This is a genomic window from Bradyrhizobium sp. U531 (assembly GCF_051710265.1).
GTDB lineage: Bacteria > Pseudomonadota > Alphaproteobacteria > Rhizobiales > Xanthobacteraceae > Bradyrhizobium.
Window position 1 is genome coordinate 1114024 of record NZ_JASVEN010000001.1, and the last position, 15710, is coordinate 1129733.

13 protein-coding genes, 1 pseudogene and 1 riboswitch are annotated in these 15710 nt (G+C 66.7%); of the genes and pseudogenes, 11 read left to right on the forward strand and 3 right to left on the reverse strand.

Annotated features, from left to right (window positions below; genetic code table 11):
• Window positions 1–88: 88 nt before the first annotated feature.
• Window positions 89–2293: a transglycosylase SLT domain-containing protein gene (locus tag QRQ56_RS05540; RefSeq protein ID WP_438738179.1), complete on the reverse strand. Its 2205-nt coding sequence runs from the start codon at window positions 2291–2293 to the stop codon at window positions 89–91.
• A gap of 322 nt (window positions 2294–2615) precedes the next feature.
• Here QRQ56_RS05540 and QRQ56_RS05545 point away from each other — a divergent pair, with 322 nt between their 5' ends.
• The 10 genes from QRQ56_RS05545 (at window position 2616) to QRQ56_RS05590 (ending at window position 13701) form a co-directional block, all read left to right on the forward strand.
• On the forward strand, window positions 2616–4352 hold the full coding sequence (locus tag QRQ56_RS05545; RefSeq protein ID WP_438738181.1) for an adenylate/guanylate cyclase domain-containing protein: 1737 nt from the start codon (window positions 2616–2618) through the stop codon (window positions 4350–4352).
• A 105-nt stretch (window positions 4353–4457) separates the two neighbouring features.
• Window positions 4458–4634, forward strand: a complete 177-nt coding sequence (locus QRQ56_RS05550; RefSeq protein WP_438738183.1) for a hypothetical protein — start codon at window positions 4458–4460, stop codon at window positions 4632–4634.
• A gap of 151 nt (window positions 4635–4785) precedes the next feature.
• Window positions 4786–4998 (forward strand): hypothetical protein, encoded by a 213-nt coding sequence (locus tag QRQ56_RS05555; RefSeq protein ID WP_438738184.1) that lies wholly within the window; start codon window positions 4786–4788, stop codon window positions 4996–4998.
• A gap of 106 nt (window positions 4999–5104) precedes the next feature.
• Window positions 5105–5953, forward strand: a complete 849-nt coding sequence (locus QRQ56_RS05560; RefSeq protein ID WP_438738187.1) for a fumarylacetoacetate hydrolase family protein — start codon at window positions 5105–5107, stop codon at window positions 5951–5953.
• 101 nt (window positions 5954–6054) lie between these two features.
• Window positions 6055–6312 carry a hypothetical protein gene (locus QRQ56_RS05565; RefSeq protein WP_438738189.1) on the forward strand — a complete coding sequence of 86 codons (258 nt, stop codon included), beginning with the start codon at window positions 6055–6057 and terminating at the stop codon, window positions 6310–6312.
• An 88-nt stretch (window positions 6313–6400) separates the two neighbouring features.
• Entirely contained in the window at window positions 6401–6625 is a 225-nt protein-coding gene (locus QRQ56_RS05570; RefSeq protein ID WP_438738191.1) for a hypothetical protein, read from the forward strand.
• Window positions 6626–6728: 103 nt separating this feature from the next.
• A complete protein-coding gene (locus QRQ56_RS05575) occupies window positions 6729–10022 on the forward strand; it encodes a response regulator (RefSeq protein WP_438738193.1) in 3294 nt (1097 codons plus the stop codon).
• Window positions 10019–10456: a response regulator gene (locus tag QRQ56_RS05580; protein WP_438738195.1), complete on the forward strand. Its 438-nt coding sequence runs from the start codon at window positions 10019–10021 to the stop codon at window positions 10454–10456. The genes QRQ56_RS05575 and QRQ56_RS05580 overlap by 4 nt, the downstream gene beginning before the upstream one ends.
• A 29-nt stretch (window positions 10457–10485) precedes the next feature.
• A riboswitch (cobalamin riboswitch) is annotated at window positions 10486–10699 on the forward strand.
• Window positions 10700–10813: 114 nt separating this feature from the next.
• Window positions 10814–13045, forward strand: coding sequence for a TonB-dependent receptor (locus QRQ56_RS05585; protein WP_438738196.1), 2232 nt, complete (start codon window positions 10814–10816; stop codon window positions 13043–13045).
• Between the two features lie 74 nt (window positions 13046–13119).
• The gene (locus QRQ56_RS05590) at window positions 13120–13701 is read left to right on the forward strand and encodes a hypothetical protein (protein ID WP_438738198.1); all 582 of its coding nucleotides are present in this window, start codon (window positions 13120–13122) and stop codon (window positions 13699–13701) included.
• A gap of 101 nt (window positions 13702–13802) precedes the next feature.
• Here QRQ56_RS05590 and QRQ56_RS05595 read toward each other — a convergent pair.
• Together QRQ56_RS05595 and QRQ56_RS05600 are read right to left on the reverse strand one after the other, a co-directional pair.
• Window positions 13803–14023 (reverse strand): annotated as a pseudogene (locus tag QRQ56_RS05595) (hypothetical protein).
• Complete coding sequence (locus QRQ56_RS05600; RefSeq protein WP_438738200.1) at window positions 14023–14463, reverse strand: hypothetical protein; 441 nt, start codon at window positions 14461–14463, stop codon at window positions 14023–14025. Before QRQ56_RS05600 ends, QRQ56_RS05595 begins: the two are co-directional and overlap by 1 nt.
• Window positions 14464–14548: 85 nt before the next feature.
• On the opposite strand from QRQ56_RS05600, the gene QRQ56_RS05605 reads away from it, so the two are divergent.
• Window positions 14549–14944, forward strand: coding sequence for a MerR family transcriptional regulator (locus QRQ56_RS05605; RefSeq protein WP_438738201.1), 396 nt, complete (start codon window positions 14549–14551; stop codon window positions 14942–14944).
• Window positions 14945–15710: the final 766 nt, after the last annotated feature.

Here is a 15710-nt window from a genome sequence, read left to right on the forward strand (position 1 = left end):
CCGAAGGCGTAATCCGCCGACGCCTCGTTCCGCGGAGACAGACGAGGCGGATTACGCTGCGCTAATCCGCCCTACGAAGCCGGATCGCTCACTCCGGTCCGACAAATCCCACCGGCGTCGCCTTGGCGCTGGCGTCCTTCGTCACCACGCGCTCGTCGGTCTTGCCGGCGAGCATGCTGCTGCCCTCGAAGCGTGCGCGATAGACCAGCACGTTTTCGATCACGCGCTGGACGTAGTTGCGCGTCTCCGACAGCGGGATGCGCTCGACCCAGTCGACCGGATCGACATTGGGATCCCGGGGGTCGCCGCGCGCCTGCACCCATTCGCGCACTCGGCCACGGCCGGCATTGTAGCCGGCGAAGGTCATGATCTGGTTGCCGCGATATTCCGACAGCAGCGCGCTGAGCTCGGCCGCGCCCATCTGGGTGTTGTAGACGGGATCGGAGACCATCTTGTCCCAGTCATAGCTCAGGCCGAAGCGTTTCGCGGTGTCGCGTCCGGCTTCCGGCGTCACCTGCATCAGGCCGACCGCATTGGCGGGTGACTTGTCGCGCTGGTCGAACGAGCTCTCGGTGCGCGCCACCGAGTAGATCACGCTGGTCTCGATCGCGGGCGCAACCTGCTTGTGCTCGGGGATGCCGATGGTCGGGAAGGCGTAATGGTCGAGCGCGAGCCCGCGCGCCAGCGCCGACTTGCCGACCTCCAACATCACGCGGGCATCGTTGCGCCGCCCGGCGAGCTCGCCGAGCGCTTCGAGCGCTGCGACGTCGGTGCTCTCCCTGGCGAAATCCTCGGCGTAATAGAACACCATGTCGCGCTCGCCGATGCCGTAGAGCATGTCGGCCGCGCGTACGCGCTCGTCCGCCGGCGCCGTGTCGGCGGCGGCCAGCACCGGCGAGGGCGGCCGCAGCTCGATGCGGTCGAGGCCGAGCTTTGCGCGCGCAAGCTGGCCGTAATAGGCGGTCGGGTAGCGCGAGGCCGCGCGGTAGCTCATGCGCGCATCGGCCACGGCTCCCATGGCCTCGGCGGCACGGCCGCGCCAGTAATGGGCGCGCGACAGCGCGATCGGATTGGCCGAGCCTTCGTCGATGGCGGCGAAGTGCACCATCGCCGCGTTGGGATCGTTCAGGAAGCGCAACGCGATCCAGCCGCACATGAAGTGATAGTCGATGCGGTAGACTTCCTTCTCGGGCACCGCAGCCGTGCGCACCACGTCATACGCCGTTCTAGCCTTGCCCTGGTCGAGCAGCTTGCGGGCGAGCAGGCGGCGCTCGCGCCACCAGGCATCGGTGTCCTGGGCGGCCATGGTGTCGGGCGCGGCGGCCAGGATCACCTCGGCCGCGTCGTCGATGCGGTCCTTCTGCAGGTGCCATTGGGCGCGGCACAGCACATAGCCGAGATCGCGGCGCGCCTCGGCCGGCACGTCGTCGAGATAATCCCCGGCCTTGTTGGCCTTGCCGGTCACGGCGGCGCACGCCTTGACGATCCCTAGCTCGTTCTCGCCGAGCCGTTTCGCGGCGCGCCGTGCGGCCCCGTAGTCCTTGGCGCCGAGCCGCTTGTCCATGCGGGCGCGATGGTCGTCGGCGGTCAGCAGATCGCGGAACGCCTCGTAGGAATCCTCTTCGCTGCGCTCGGACAATTCGTCCGTGCGCCAGGCCTCGCGCACGAGGCGGGCGGCCCTGTCGGCGTCGCCTTCAGCGAGCAGCACGCGGGCGAGCGCGAACTTGCCCTTGGCGCTGATCGGCCGATCCATGGTGAATTTGTGCACTGTGGCGGCGTCGCTCTTCTCCTGCCACAGCCGCGCCTCGGCGCGGCGACGGAGCAGGGCGCGGCTCGGCCAGTCGGCATTGACCGTGAGGAAGGTGGCGTAGCGCTTGAAGTTCGCCGTGCTTTCGGAATGGCGCAGCATGAACCAGTCGGCGAGCTTCTGTCCGGCGGGATCGGCAATGCGGTCGCGTGCCGCGCTTGCGTCGTCGTTCTTGCCCTTGCGCGCGAGGTCGATCGCATCCTTCAGCGCGGCAAGGTCGCCCGTGAGCGCCGGCGCTGCCGGCTTGTCCGCGGGCGCCTCGTCGACCTTCTTCGATTTTCGCTTGGCTTCGGCATGCTTGCCATTTGCTTGCTTGACATGGCGCGCCTTGCCGGCCGCGGCATGACGCTGCTTGCCGGTTTTCGCCTCATGCGACTTCTTCGGCGCAACCGATTTGTGACTGCTCTTCGCTGCCAGCTCGGTGGGAACGAGGGCCAATACGGCCACGGCAACGACACACGCGAGCGAGCGTAGGCACTGGTTCATTCCATGGTCCCCCTGCGAAACCACTACAAACCAAGGTCCGCGACGACATGCGGCTTGAGAATCAAAGACATCGACGACGATGCCACGGCATCGTTTCGCATTCCTCACGCTGTCGCAACATTGCGGCAAAATACGGATGCGACGGTCGAACCTGTGGCCGCCAGCAAAGGGGCAGTTCCTTTAACCTTTGTTAACGATCCGGGCCTGCGCGACGGCCGGCCTTGGCTCATGGCGCCAGGCGGAACCAGATTGCGCGTGTTCCCGCCGGCGGATCGGTGTATGAGTTCCCTCACTCCGTCCTTCCAGCCTTTGCCCCGCACCCATGCCGATTTTCAACCAGTCGATCCGGCGCAAGATCGTCGGCATCGCCCTCGGATTGATCGTCCTGATGCTGGTCACCTCGATCCTGTCGATGGTGATGTCCAGCCAGGTCGGCGTCCTGCTCGACGAGCTGACCACCCGCTATATCCCGGCCTATAGCCATCTGGCCCGCGCCAATATCCGCTCGCTGGAGCGGGCGCTGGCGCTGCGCCGGATGGTCATGACCAGGATGAGCGTGCCGTCGGACGAGGAGGCCTATGCCGCGCGGCTCCGCGATTTCGAGGCCCTGGACCGCAAGTTCGAGGAGGAGGCCGAGACCGCGCGCAAGCTCATCAACGCGATCATCGACGATCCCAGGACATATTCCGACAATGCCGCGCTGGCACGGCTCGATGTTCGGATCGAGAGCGCCGTCACCGAGCTGCGGCGGGATCTGGACGAGGGCAACGCGAGACTCGTCAAGCAGGTCGAGGCCAAGGACATGGTCGCTGCCCGTGGCACGCTGGAAAATCTCGACGGCTTGCGCGATGCGTTCAACCGCAAGGTCGATACGATCCGCGCCGACATGCTGACGCAGGTCTTCTTCTCGACGTCGCAGGTGATCGGCCGCCAGCATCAGGCGATCGTCGTTTCGGGAGCAGTGACGCTGCTTGCCGCGATCGTCGGCTTTGCCTTTGCGCTCCTGGTGTCCAGCGGCATCACGCGCCCGGTGCGGCTGCTGCTCGCCGGCACGCGCGAGGTCGAGGCCGGCCGTTTCGACAAGACCATCACCGTCTCGACGCAGGACGAGATCGGCGAGCTCGCCGCGGCGTTCAACCGCATGACCGAGCAGCTCAGGCACAACGAGCGCGTCCGCGAGACCTTTGGCCGCTACATCGATCCCAAGGTGGTGCAGGGGCTGATCGACCGGCCGGAGGTCGCGATCGACGGCGAGCGCCGGGTCATGACCATCATGTTCTCAGACATGAGCGGCTTCACCGCGATGAGCGAAGGCATGACGCCGCGCGGCCTCGTCAGGGTGATGAACCACTATTTCACGGTCATGTCCGCGCCGATCAGGAACAATCGCGGCATCATCGACAAGTATATAGGCGATGCCATCATGTCCTATTGGGGCCCGCCCTTCATCGAGGACGACGAGCAGGCGCTCCTGGCCGGCATCGCGGCAACCGAGATGGCCGACCAGGTGCCCGCGCTGCAGCGCCAGCTGCCCGACCTGCTCGGCATCCGCGCCATGCCCGCGCCGTGCGACCTGCGGATCGGGATCGCCACCGGCGAGGTGCTGACCGGCAGCATCGGCTCCGAGCTGATGATGAGCTTCACCGTGATGGGCGATGCCGTGAACCTCGCCTCGCGGCTGGAGGCGGTCAACAAGGTCTACGGCACCCGCATCCTGATCTCGCAGGCTACCGCCGAGGCGATCGGATCGCGGCTCGAGCTGCGCGAGATCGATTGTCTGGCGGTCGCAGGCCAGAGCGCGCCGCAGGCGATCTTCGAGGTCATGGCAAGGGCGGGCGGGCTCACCGACGCACAGGATGCCCTGCGCAGGCGCTACGCCGAGGCGCTTGCCGCCTATCGTGCCCGGCGCTTCGACGCGGCGCGCGCCGCCTTCGGCGCGGCCCTCGAGGCCGTGCCCGGCGATGGCCCCTCGCGCACCATGCTCGGCCGCATCGCGCAGTTCGAGGCGAGCCCGCCGGACGAGGGTTGGGACGGCGCCTGGCGGTTCGACAGCAAATAGGCCGCCGCGCGGGAATAATTGATTCTACGGGATAACGATGTTCGCCGTGACCTATTTCCCGGGCTTAGGTTGGATGTCCTTGAGGCGTTTGATGGGGACACGCCGATGCCAGAACTTCAGGACAGGCTGGAACGGTTCGAGACGCTCACCGCCGAATGCGAGCTGATCGCCAAGCTCGCCACCGACAGCACCAAGCGCGAGTTCTATCTGAAGCTTTCGGAGCAGTACCGCCAGTTGGCGATGGACATGCGGCAGGCGATCGCGACCAGGGCGGCGGCCTGACGTCGGCTGCAATCCGTTCTTAAGATTTGGCGCGCATCCTTCCGGGATGCGAGCGTCGCGCATCCACGATTGCTCGCAGTGGGAATGCCGGAGCTTGCTGCAATGCAGCGGGCGCGGTGAACGTCATCGTTGTGCCTGACAGAGCAATCCCATGCGTCTCGTTGCCGTGATCATATTCGCGCTCATGACGGCCGCCTGCGACCAGGAGCAGGACATCACCGGCTCGACGCCGCCGGTCTGCCCGATGCGGAACTACAGCTACAACCCCCGCGACATGAACCAGTGCGTCAGCGCCTGCAAATCGTGCGATCACGGCACCACGGTCACCTGCACGACCTCCTGCACCCTCAAGGGCGCGCGTTGAGGACCCCAGCGTCTGCCTTGCAGGGATCGCAACCGCACCATCCCCGGCCGCCATCGTCCCCGCCGCCTGGACCTGATAAGGGTCGGCGGAAACAGGGGGCCATCCGGTGAAATTCGCAAGCTTTGAGATCGATCGCGTCGCGTCGTGGGGATTGGTGGAGGGCGACACCGTGGCCGATCTCGGCGCGGTGCTGCGCGACCGCTATCCCGACCTGAAATCGGCGATTGCCGCAGGCGGCCTCGCCGAAGCGGCCGGCCTTGCCGGCAAGGCCCAACGCCACGCGCTGGCGAAGATCGCCTTCCTCCCCGTGATCCCGAACCCCGACAAGATCCTCTGCATCGGCTTGAACTACGAGAACCACCGCAAGGAGACCGGCCGCTCCGAAGTCGAGAACCCCACCGTGTTCGGCCGCTTCGCCAACAGCCAGACCGGGCATCTTACCGACATCATCCGCCCGAAGGTCTCGACCCAGCTCGATTTCGAGGGCGAGCTCGCCGTCGTGATCGGTCAGGCCGGCCGCTACATTCCCCGCGCCGAGGCGTTCGGTCATATCGCCGGCTATGCCTGCTACAACGAGGGCAGCGTGCGCGACTACCAGCGCCATACCCACCAGTTCACGCCCGGCAAGAATTTTCCCGCCACCGGCGCCTTCGGCCCGTTCCTGGTGACGCCCGACGAGGTCGGCGAGATCGGGCCGCTGCGGCTGCAGACCCGGCTCAACGGCGAGGTGGTGCAGGACACCACCATCGACCAGATGATCTTCGATATCCCCCGCCAGATCGAGTACTGCTCGCAGTTCACCCGGCTCGAGCCCGGCGACGTCATCGCCACCGGCACGCCGGGCGGCGTCGGCTCGCGGCGGACCCCGCCGATCTGGATGAAGGCGGGCGACGTCGTCGAGGTCGAGATCGACAGGGTCGGTCTGCTTCGCAACGGCATCGCCGACGAGGCCTGATCGGTCGCAGCCCGGGATGCAATCGGCGGTGCTTGGGCACCGGAACGATTCACTTGGGTTCGTCATTGAAAGAAGCGGCAGGACGCGGAGTCCGAACGAACATGGGTATGCTCGATCCCGGTCGATTTCTGGTGTCGTGCTCGCATTGCGACGCCTGGCCGATGGCCGCCAACGTCAAGCGGTCGAGCTGGTCGGCGTCCCCGCACGAGGTCCGCTTCGTCTGCACCCGTTGCCGCCGCGAGGAGACCGCGATCGTCTCGGCGTCGGGCGAACTGACCCCGATCAAGCGCGTCGACGTCCCGCCGAGTGACGTCGCGCTTGCCTGGGCCCAGGCGCAACGGGTCCGCGGCCGGACCTGACCGCCGTCGTCTTTCGCCTTTTCCGGAGGGAACCCGAGCGCACCGTCGAACGTTTGTGCCCCGATATTCACGTGAAGGGGCCGGACCCATGATCGGCGAGCATTTCGACACGCGGACGCGGATCAACATGAAGCTGGCGCTCGATCGGATCTGCCGCGATCGGCCAGCAGGCGAGGATCACGGTTTCCGCCGCTCCGTTGCGGAGGGCATCATCCGCTGCGCGCTGACGGGCCGCACCGGGATCGGCCAGCTCGTCGATGCCGGCGAGCGGGCGGTGATCTGGACCAGACCGGAAAGGCATCCCGCCCAGTGACGATTGCGTGCGCGCCTCGCGTGCGTCGGAGCCTGATGTGAACAGCGCTGTCGAGCTAAACACGGCGAGGGCTCCTGCGGATTTCCTGTCGGGCGGTGGAGAGATGGGCGCACGTATGCGCGCCCATGACTGGCGCAGCACGCCGCTCGGCGAGCCGCACACCTGGCCGCGCAGCCTCAAGACGGCCGTCCGCATCATGCTGACCTCGCGCCAGCCGATCTGGATCGGGTGGGGGCGGGCGCTGATCTATCTCTACAACGACGCCTACAAGTCGATCATCGGCGGCAAGCATCCCTGGGCGCTGGGCCGGCCGACCGCGGAGGTCTGGCGCGAGATCTGGCCCGACATCGGCCCGATGCTCGCGACCGCGATGGGAGGCGACGAGGGCACCTATGTCGAGGAGCAGCTCCTGATCATGGAGCGCAGCGGCTATCCCGAGGAGACTTATTACACCTTCTCCTACAGCCCGATCCCCGACGACGAGGGCCTCGCCGGCGGCATCATCTGCGCCAACACCGACGACACGCGCCGCGTCATCGGCGACCGGCAGCTTGCACTGCTGCGCGAGCTTGCGGCCACGACCGCCGAGACGCGAACCCTCGGAGATGCCTGCCGTCGCGCCAGCCATGCGCTCGCGACCGACGCTCGCGACCTGCCGTTTGCGCTGATCTATCTGGTCGAGCCCGACGGGCGCGACATCGCCCTCGTCGGCACCTGCGGCTTTGACGGCGACCATCCCGCCGCGCCATCGTCGCTTCCGCTGGAGGGGCCCGCGCTCTGGCCGCTCGCCGAGGTCATTCGCGAACAGAAGCCGCAGGTGGTCTCGCATCTGGTGGCCCGTTTCGGTGCCGAATGCCCGCGCGGCGCCTGGGATGTGGGGCCGCGCCAGGCGGCGGTGATCCCGATCCCGGCCCGCGGCGAGACGGCGCGCAAGGGCGTGCTGGTCGCCGGTCTCAACCCGTTCCGGCTGTTCGACGACGACTACCGCAATTTTCTCGAGCTCGCGGCCGGCGAGATCGGCGCTTGCCTCGCCAATGCGCAGGCCTACGAGGAGGAGCGCCGCCGCGCCGAGGCGCTTGCCGAGATCGACCGCGCCAAAACGACGTTCTTCTCCAACATCAGCCACGAGTTCCGCACGCCGCTGACGCTGATGCTGGGGCCGATCGAAGACGCGCTCAACGATGTCTCGCTGGCGGCGCTGCCCGAGGTGCAGCGTGAGCGGCTCGACATCGCGCATCGCAATTCGCTCCGCCTGTTGCGGCTGGTGAACAGCCTGCTGGATTTCTCCCGCATCGAGGCGGGCCGGGTGCGGGCGAGCTTCGTTCCGACCGATCTTGCCGCCTTCACCGCCGAGCTCGCCTCGAACTTCCGCTCGGCGACCGACCGGGCCGGATTGCGATTGAGCATCGCCTGTTCGGCACTGCCGCACGACGTCCACGTCGATCGCGAGATGTGGGAGAAGATCGTCCTCAACCTGATCTCCAACGCCTTCAAGTTCACCTTCGAGGGCGAGATCGCGGTCGAGATGGGCCCGAGCGCCGACGGCAAGTCCGCCGAGCTGCGCGTGCGCGACACCGGCACCGGCATTGCCGCGGACGAGCTGCCGCATGTGTTCGAACGCTTTCATCGCATCGAGGGAGCCAAGGGGCGCACGTTCGAGGGCAGCGGTATCGGGCTTGCGCTGGTGCACGAGCTGATCAAGCAGCATGGTGGCGCCATCACCGTCGAAAGCGAGCTCGGCCGCGGCAGCGTCTTCACCGTCACGATCCCGTTCGGACTGTCGCATCTGCCGGTGGAGCGGGTTGCCGACAGTGTTTCGACGGAGAAGCCGGTCGGAAGCGGCGTCGAAGCCTATGTCCAGGAGGCGCTGCGCTGGTTGCCGCAGCAGGCGGGCGTCACCGATCTTCGCGACGAGGTCGCGCTCGAAGGGGCGAGCGAGACGCCGGACGCCTCGACGCGCGGCGGCGGCGAGCGCATCGTCCTCGCCGACGACAACACCGACCTGCGCGACTACGTCAAGCGGCTGCTCGAAGCCCAGGGCTACAGGGTCGAAGCCTTTGCCGACGGGCAGGATGCGTTGGAGGCAGTCAGGCGCCATCAGCCCGACCTCGTTCTGTCCGACGTCATGATGCCGCGCCTCGACGGCATCGGGCTGCTCCGCGCGCTGCGCAGCGACGAGAGCTTGCGCGGATCGCCGGTCATCCTGCTGTCGGCGCGCGCCGGCGAGGAAGCGCGCGTCGAGGGGCTGGAGGCCGGCGCCGACGACTACGTTAACAAGCCGTTCTCGGCGCGCGAATTGCTGGCGCGGGTGCGCGCCAATCTGCAGCTGGCGCGCATTCGCCGGGATGCCGAGGAGATCCAGCGCCGCCAGGCCGCGCGGCTGGAGGCCGTCGTCGGCACCGTGCCGACCGCGGTCTGGTTCACCTATGATCGCGAGGCGAAGCGCGTTTTCGGCAACGCCTATGGCGCGCGGCTGTTGCGGGTCAGGGCGGACAGCAACATGTCGCTGTCCGGGCCCGAGGGCGAGCGTCCCGCCTGCCGCGTGTTTCGCGATCGCCACGAAGTCGACGTGGCCGAGCTGCCGCTCCATCGCGCCGCGCGGGGAGAGCAGGTCGCTGCGGAGGAGCTCGAACTCTGCTTCGACGACGGTGCTTCGGTCACCGCGATATTCGAGGCTTCTCCGATCGTCGATGCTGCCGGTGTATTCCAGGGCGCGGTCTGCGCCGCCATCGACATCACCGAGCGCAAGCGGCAGGAGCGCCATCGCGAGCTCCTGGTCAACGAGCTCAATCACCGCGTCAAGAACACGCTGACCACCGTGCAGTCCTTTGCGCTGCAGACCCTGCGCAACGCAGCGAGCCTCACCGACGGCCGCAAGGCGTTCGACGCACGCCTGATCGCCCTGTCGAAGGCGCACGACGTGCTGGTCCGGGAAAACTGGGAATCGGCGGAGCTGAGAGAGGTCGTGTCCGAGGCTCTCGCCGCGCATGCCGAGCCGGAGAGCGGGAGGCTCACGATCGGCGGGCCGGACTTGCGCATGCGGCCGTCGGCGGCGCTCGCCATCTCGATGGCGTTGCACGAGCTTGCGACCAACGCCGTCAAGCATGGCGCGCTGTCGAACGGCGCAGGGGCCGTCGATCTCGCCTGGAAGGTCGACGATTTGTTCGAGCTGTGCTGGACCGAGCGGGGCGGTCCCGCCGTGCTCGCGCCGTCGCGCCGCGGTTTCGGCACGCGCCTGATTCAGCAAGGCCTGCCCCATGAGTTCGGCGGCGCCTACGTCGATCTGCGCTTCGCGCCGGAAGGCGTCGTTTGCGTCATTCGCGCACCGCTCCATGAAATCCGCGCCAGCCAGGGCGGATTCGATCTTGCAACCGTTGATGCCGGGAGAAGCACATGAAACCTGAAAACGATCTGGCGGGTCAGCGGGTCTTCGTCGTCGAAGACGAGGCGCTGGTGATGATGCTGCTCGAGGATTCCCTTCTCGATGCCGGCTGCGAGGTCGCGGGCATGGCCTCGCGCGTCGACGAGGCGCTCGAGAAGGCGGCGGCGCTCGCGTATGACGTCGCGGTTCTCGACGTCAATCTCAACGGGCGGCAGACCTTCGAGGTCGCGCGCTGCATCGCCGAGCGCGGTATTCCTTACGTGTTCGCCACCGGCTACGGCCCTGCCAGCCTGCTTGCGGACTTCCGCCACGTTCCGATCCTGCAGAAACCGTTTCAGCAACAGGATCTCGAGACGGCGCTGCGCCAGGCTCTGTCGGCCCAGGCGGAGCGGAACCAAAGTGCATCCCTCGGCGGGCTTCCGTCCGACCAGAGCTGTTCGCTGGCCTGATCGTTCGATTGACTCGCCGTTGCGTTGGCCCCTAAATGGCCAGTGACGGTTCTCCTCACGGAGATCAAAAGGGAATGTGGTGCGGGATGTCCTGGCTTCGGGACTGTCCCAACGCCACGGCTGCCCCCGCAACTGTAAGCGGTGAATCTTTCGTCTCATGCCACTGGGAAACTCGGTCCTGGGAAGGCGACGTAGAGGTCACGACCCGCGAGCCAGGAGACCTGCCGTCAGCCGTGGTCACACGCGAAGATGTCGGTCGGGGAGTACAGACATTGGTATTACCGGAGCAATCCATCGCTCCCCGGTGAAACCTCGTTCGCTGTGACGTGCCACTGACGTCATGCCGAGGTTACAACCGTGTCCCGTTCCATCTCTGTCGCCAGGCGCCTTGCCGCCGGCCTCTTCGCATCCGCTTCCGTCCATTCGCTCGACCTGTCCGCCGCCTTCGCCCAGCGGGCTCCCGCCGAGCAATTGCCGCCGATCGAGGTGACCCAGCCCGAGGATCAGAGCCGCACGCGGGCCCGGGCAGCCGGTGAGGGCGATGCCGGGCGGCTGCGGGCGACCGCGAATGTCGCGCCGGCAGGCCAGGGCACAGGCTCGTCCGGCGCGGAGGCCGTCGCCGGCAATGGCGGCATCGTCGGTGCTGCCACGACCGTGATCACGGCCGCCGATATCGCGCATTCGCCGGCGCAGAATTTGGCCGAGATCATCGCGGCGCAGACCCCGGGCGCACAGATCACGACGTTCTATGGCGGCCAGATCGGCGCCAAGACCAGCGTGGACCTGCGCGGCTTCGGCGCCTTTGCCACCGCCAACACGCTGGTGCTCGTCAACGGCCGGCGGCTGAACGACGTCGACATGGCGCAGGTGGACCTCTCCACCATCCCGCTCAACTCCATCGAGCGGATCGAGATCATGCGCGGCAATTCCGGCGCGGTGCTCTACGGCGACAACGCGGTCGGCGGCGTGATCAACATCGTCACCAAAAATGGCGTCGGCGGCCCGCCCGTGACCGCGCGCATCGAGGCCGGCTTCGGCTCGTTCAACACCAGGCTCGGTAACGTCTCGACCTCGCTCAATTCCGGCCCGTGGTCGACCTCGTTCTACGGCAATACGGTCAGGACCGACGGCTATCGCGACAACAATCGCTATTCGCAGCAGAATGCCATCGGCAATCTCAATTACACCACGTCGGGCCTGACCGGGTTTCTCACCATCACCGGCGATAGTCAGGAGCTGCGGCTGCCAGGCGGCCGCACCGTCGATCCCTCCATCGGCCTCGACGAGCTCAGGGCTAACAGGCGCGGCACCAGCACGCCGTTCAACTACGCCAACCAGCAAGGTTTCAGCGCAACAGCCGGCTTCACCAAGACGCTGGTCAACGGCGTCGATCTCATCGTCGACGGCGGCATGCGCGACAAGAAGCAGCAGAGCGCGTTCTTCTCCAGCCCGTTGCCCGTTCCGGCCTTCTTCACCTCGACCTATGTCGAGTCTCATCTGACGAATTGGTCGATCACGCCGCGGCTCAGCGTGAAGAGCCTCGCGTTCGGCATGCCGTCGCAGCTGCTGACCGGCATCGACTATTACGATGCGAGCTTTCGGCAGGATCGCGGCGCCGGGCAGGGGCTCACGCCCTGGCACAATTACGACCTCAGGCAGCAGACGGTCGCGGGCTATTTTCAGCACACATTGGGCGTAGCCCCCACGACCGACGTCTCATGGGGCGCACGGGTGCAGAACGCCAGTCTGGTCGCACGCGACAATTTCAATCCGGCCGCGCCGTTCAACGCCGACATCGGCGCGTTGCCGCTGACCAGCAGCGAGACCCAATATGCGCTGCATCTCGGCGCCGAGCATCGTCTCAATGAAATGGTCTCGCTGTTCGGTCGCGCCGCGCGCGCGTTCCGCACGCCCGATGTCGACGAGCGCCTGTCGTCGGGACCTTCTTTCGATCCCTTGACCTTCGCGGCGATCCCGCAAACGTTCCAGCTCAAGACCCAGACATCGCAGGACATCGAGGGCGGTCTGCGTCTCAAGGGCGGCGGGCTGGCGATGCAGAGCAGTGTCTACCTGATGGATCTCACCAACGAGATCCATTTCAACCCGGTGCTGTTTTACAACACCAATCTCGATCCGACCCGCCGCTACGGTTCGGAGACGAGCCTGTCCTATCGCGTCAACGACGCCCTGCTGCTGCGCTCCGGCGTGGCCTACACCCGCGCGGTCTTCCGCGAGGGCATCTGGGCCGGCAATGACGTGCCGCTGGTGTCGCGCTACACGGCGAGCGCGGGTGTCACCTGGAACATCTGGCAGAACTATCTGGTGCTCGATGCCACCGCGCGCTTCTGGAGCGAGCGGCGCATGGACAACGACCAGGCGGGCACGCAGAAGCCGATCCCGGCAAACGGCACCATCGACCTCAAGCTCAGCGGCCAGGTCGAGCGCTACTTCTGGTCTCTCAGCGTCAACAATGTGCTGAACGCGCTCTATTACGACTACGCCATCGCAAGCACCTTCACGGACGGCCGCTTCAGCGCCTATCCGCTGCCGGGCCGCACCTATCTGCTCAAGGCCGGCGCGACGTTCTGATCCGGCTTTCACTTTGCGAGGGGCTGCCGCACGCCCGCCAAATGAACTAGACTTCGACAACAAGGAGATCATCCATGGCTCTCGACATCCTGCCGTCCCACGGCGAGCGCTTCCCCCTTCACCCGGTCGCCTCGCGCCTTGCGCCGATGTTCTGCTTTGCGCTGCTGACGGCCTCATGCGCGCTGGCAAGCTTCGCGTTCGCCTGCGCAACGCCGTTCGCGGCCTTCGCCGTCGTTGCCGCGGCGATGCTGCCGCTGCGCCCGGCATTGCTCGTCGTCACCGGCGCCTGGCTGGTGAACCAGACCATCGGTTTCGGCGCGCTGCATTATCCCGTCGACGCCAGCACCGTCACCTGGGGCTTCGTCATCGGCGCGGCCGCATTGCTCGCAACCGCGGCGGCGTCGCTGGTGCTCGGCAGGCTGCCGCAGGGCCGCACGCCACTGATGCTGGCGATCGAGCTCGTCGTCGCCTACGGCGTTTACGAGCTCGCGCTGCTCGCCGCGACGCCGTTTCTCGGCGGCGAGGGCGCCTTCACGCTCGCGATCGTGACGCGCATCGCCCTGACCAGCGCCGCCTGGCTCGCCGGCCTCGTCGCCGTCTGCGAGATCGTCCGTCTCGCCAACCCGCTTGGGCGCAAGGGTGCGATGTCAGCCTGAGCGCAGACCGTAGCCCGGATGAGCGCAGCGACATCCGGGACACCACCCGCAAAGATCCCGGATGTCGCTGCGCTCATCCGGGCTACAAGACCTGCGTGCTGTCACGACCGCGCCACGGCTTTCGCCCACCGCCGCAGCGCGACCGCCGTCCAGACCGTCTCGACGAGTCCGAACGGCCAGGCGCCCTGGAGAAAGCCGTAGTCCCGCTGAGCGCGCACGCCGCCGCGAAGGCCAGCACGTAATGCGGCCCGCGCGGCTCGAGCGCGTAGAACAGCAGCATGGCGCTGACCGACAGCAGCCCGAAGATGGTGAGCGTGTCCATCAGCTCGCGGGCAGCTTCGGCTTCTTGGCAACGCCGAGCATGTGGAAGACCGCGGGCTCCATGACCGGCCAAAGCGCGGCCGTCGCGGTGAGCACGGTTGCCGCACACATTGCCGCCAGCACCGTGGCGCGGATCTTCAAGCCGGTCGTCCGCGACCGCCACACGATCCAGCCCCAGGCGCCGAGCACCACGACGACCGACAGCTTCGTCATCAGCCCGTGGGCGTGGTCGAGCACGGCGATCAGGCTGCCCGCTCCGGCCAGCACGACGGCGGGCAGGGTGAAAGGCAGCACGCAGCATGCGGTGCAGGCTGCCGCGACAAGTGCGGTTGCGACCGCCGTGCTTGCCGCCTTGCCGCCGCCCGGCTCGGGTTTCGTCGTGCAGCCGCAACCGGGCGATGTCTCGGAGGGCAAATTGCAGGATGGTCCAATAACGCTCATGTGATTCTCCTCAAGCTTGTGCGTCATGGACGGGATCGCTACGCCCTCAAGCCACTTGAGGTTCAAGCGAAAAGTGAGAGCTTCCATGAGAATTGGCGTCCTCGCCAAGGCGGCCGGCGTCTCCGTCCCGACCATCCGCTATTACGAGAGCATCGGCCTGCTGACGCCGCCGGCGCGGCAAGGCGGTCAGCGCATCTATGGCGAGGAAGCTCTCAGGGCGCTCAACCTCGTCAGGCACTGCCGCGATCTGGATTTCTCGATCGACGAGACGCGCGACATCCTCGCGTCGGTTCAGCGGCGGCTCCCTTGCAGCGTCACGAAGAGTTTTGCCGAGAAGCATCTCGGCACGATCAGAAAGAAGATCGCGGAGCTGCGTGCGCTGGAGGCCACGGTCGCCTCGCTGGTCAGTGGTTGCGAGACGACCTGCTGCGGCAGCGTGGCACCGGACTGCGTGATCCTGCAGCCCGGAGGGCGCGCGTGAGCCAAGGCGGAGGTCGGAGCCGGTAGCCCCGGTCTCGTAGCCCGGATCAGCGAAGCGACATCCGGGGCCTTTGTGTCTGTCGCACCAAATCCCGGGTATCGCTCCGCTCACCCGGGCTAAGGACGTGCCTGTGGTCGCGCTCTGTCAATTCGCCCCGCCAAAAATATTCCACTTTACCGAAATTCGGTTTCGGCGTATCTGTTGTCCATCCCGGCTCACCAGGAGGGGCGATTTCGTCGTCGTCTTGATCGCGAGCCGGGCTTGCGGTGGACGCGGCAGCGTCGGCATGAGAGGCGCGGGCAGGGCGGGGTGTCCCTGTGAGCCCGAGGCTTCGTGCGGACGACGGCGCTGCTAGGCTTCGTCTCGCCTGTAAGTTTCCAGCTTCGTCGACGGGGCTGGGAAAACTGCGGCGAAATGGCGATCCGCGCGTACGGCAAAACCGTGTGGTCCTGGCCGTCGTTGCTACGGTCAAGCCGTTCGAAGATGCGCACGAGCCCAACCGGGCGGACGGCATCGTCAATTCGAACGGTGAGGGAGGCCAAAGGAAAGTTCGGCTCCCGGGAGATCACGGCATAAGCCGTCCGACCATCGCGCAGGGAAGGCCGAGTGATCGGCGCCACCTGTATGCTGCTGTGCGGTTCTTCCTGCGTGTGCATTTCGCGCAGCGGACCGCGGGTGCGAGCCGGCACCCGGCCTTCCCTGCGCCCTCCTGGATTTGAGGGCGATGCGACCAAGCAAAGCTCGGGCGAAACAAGCCGCGAGAACG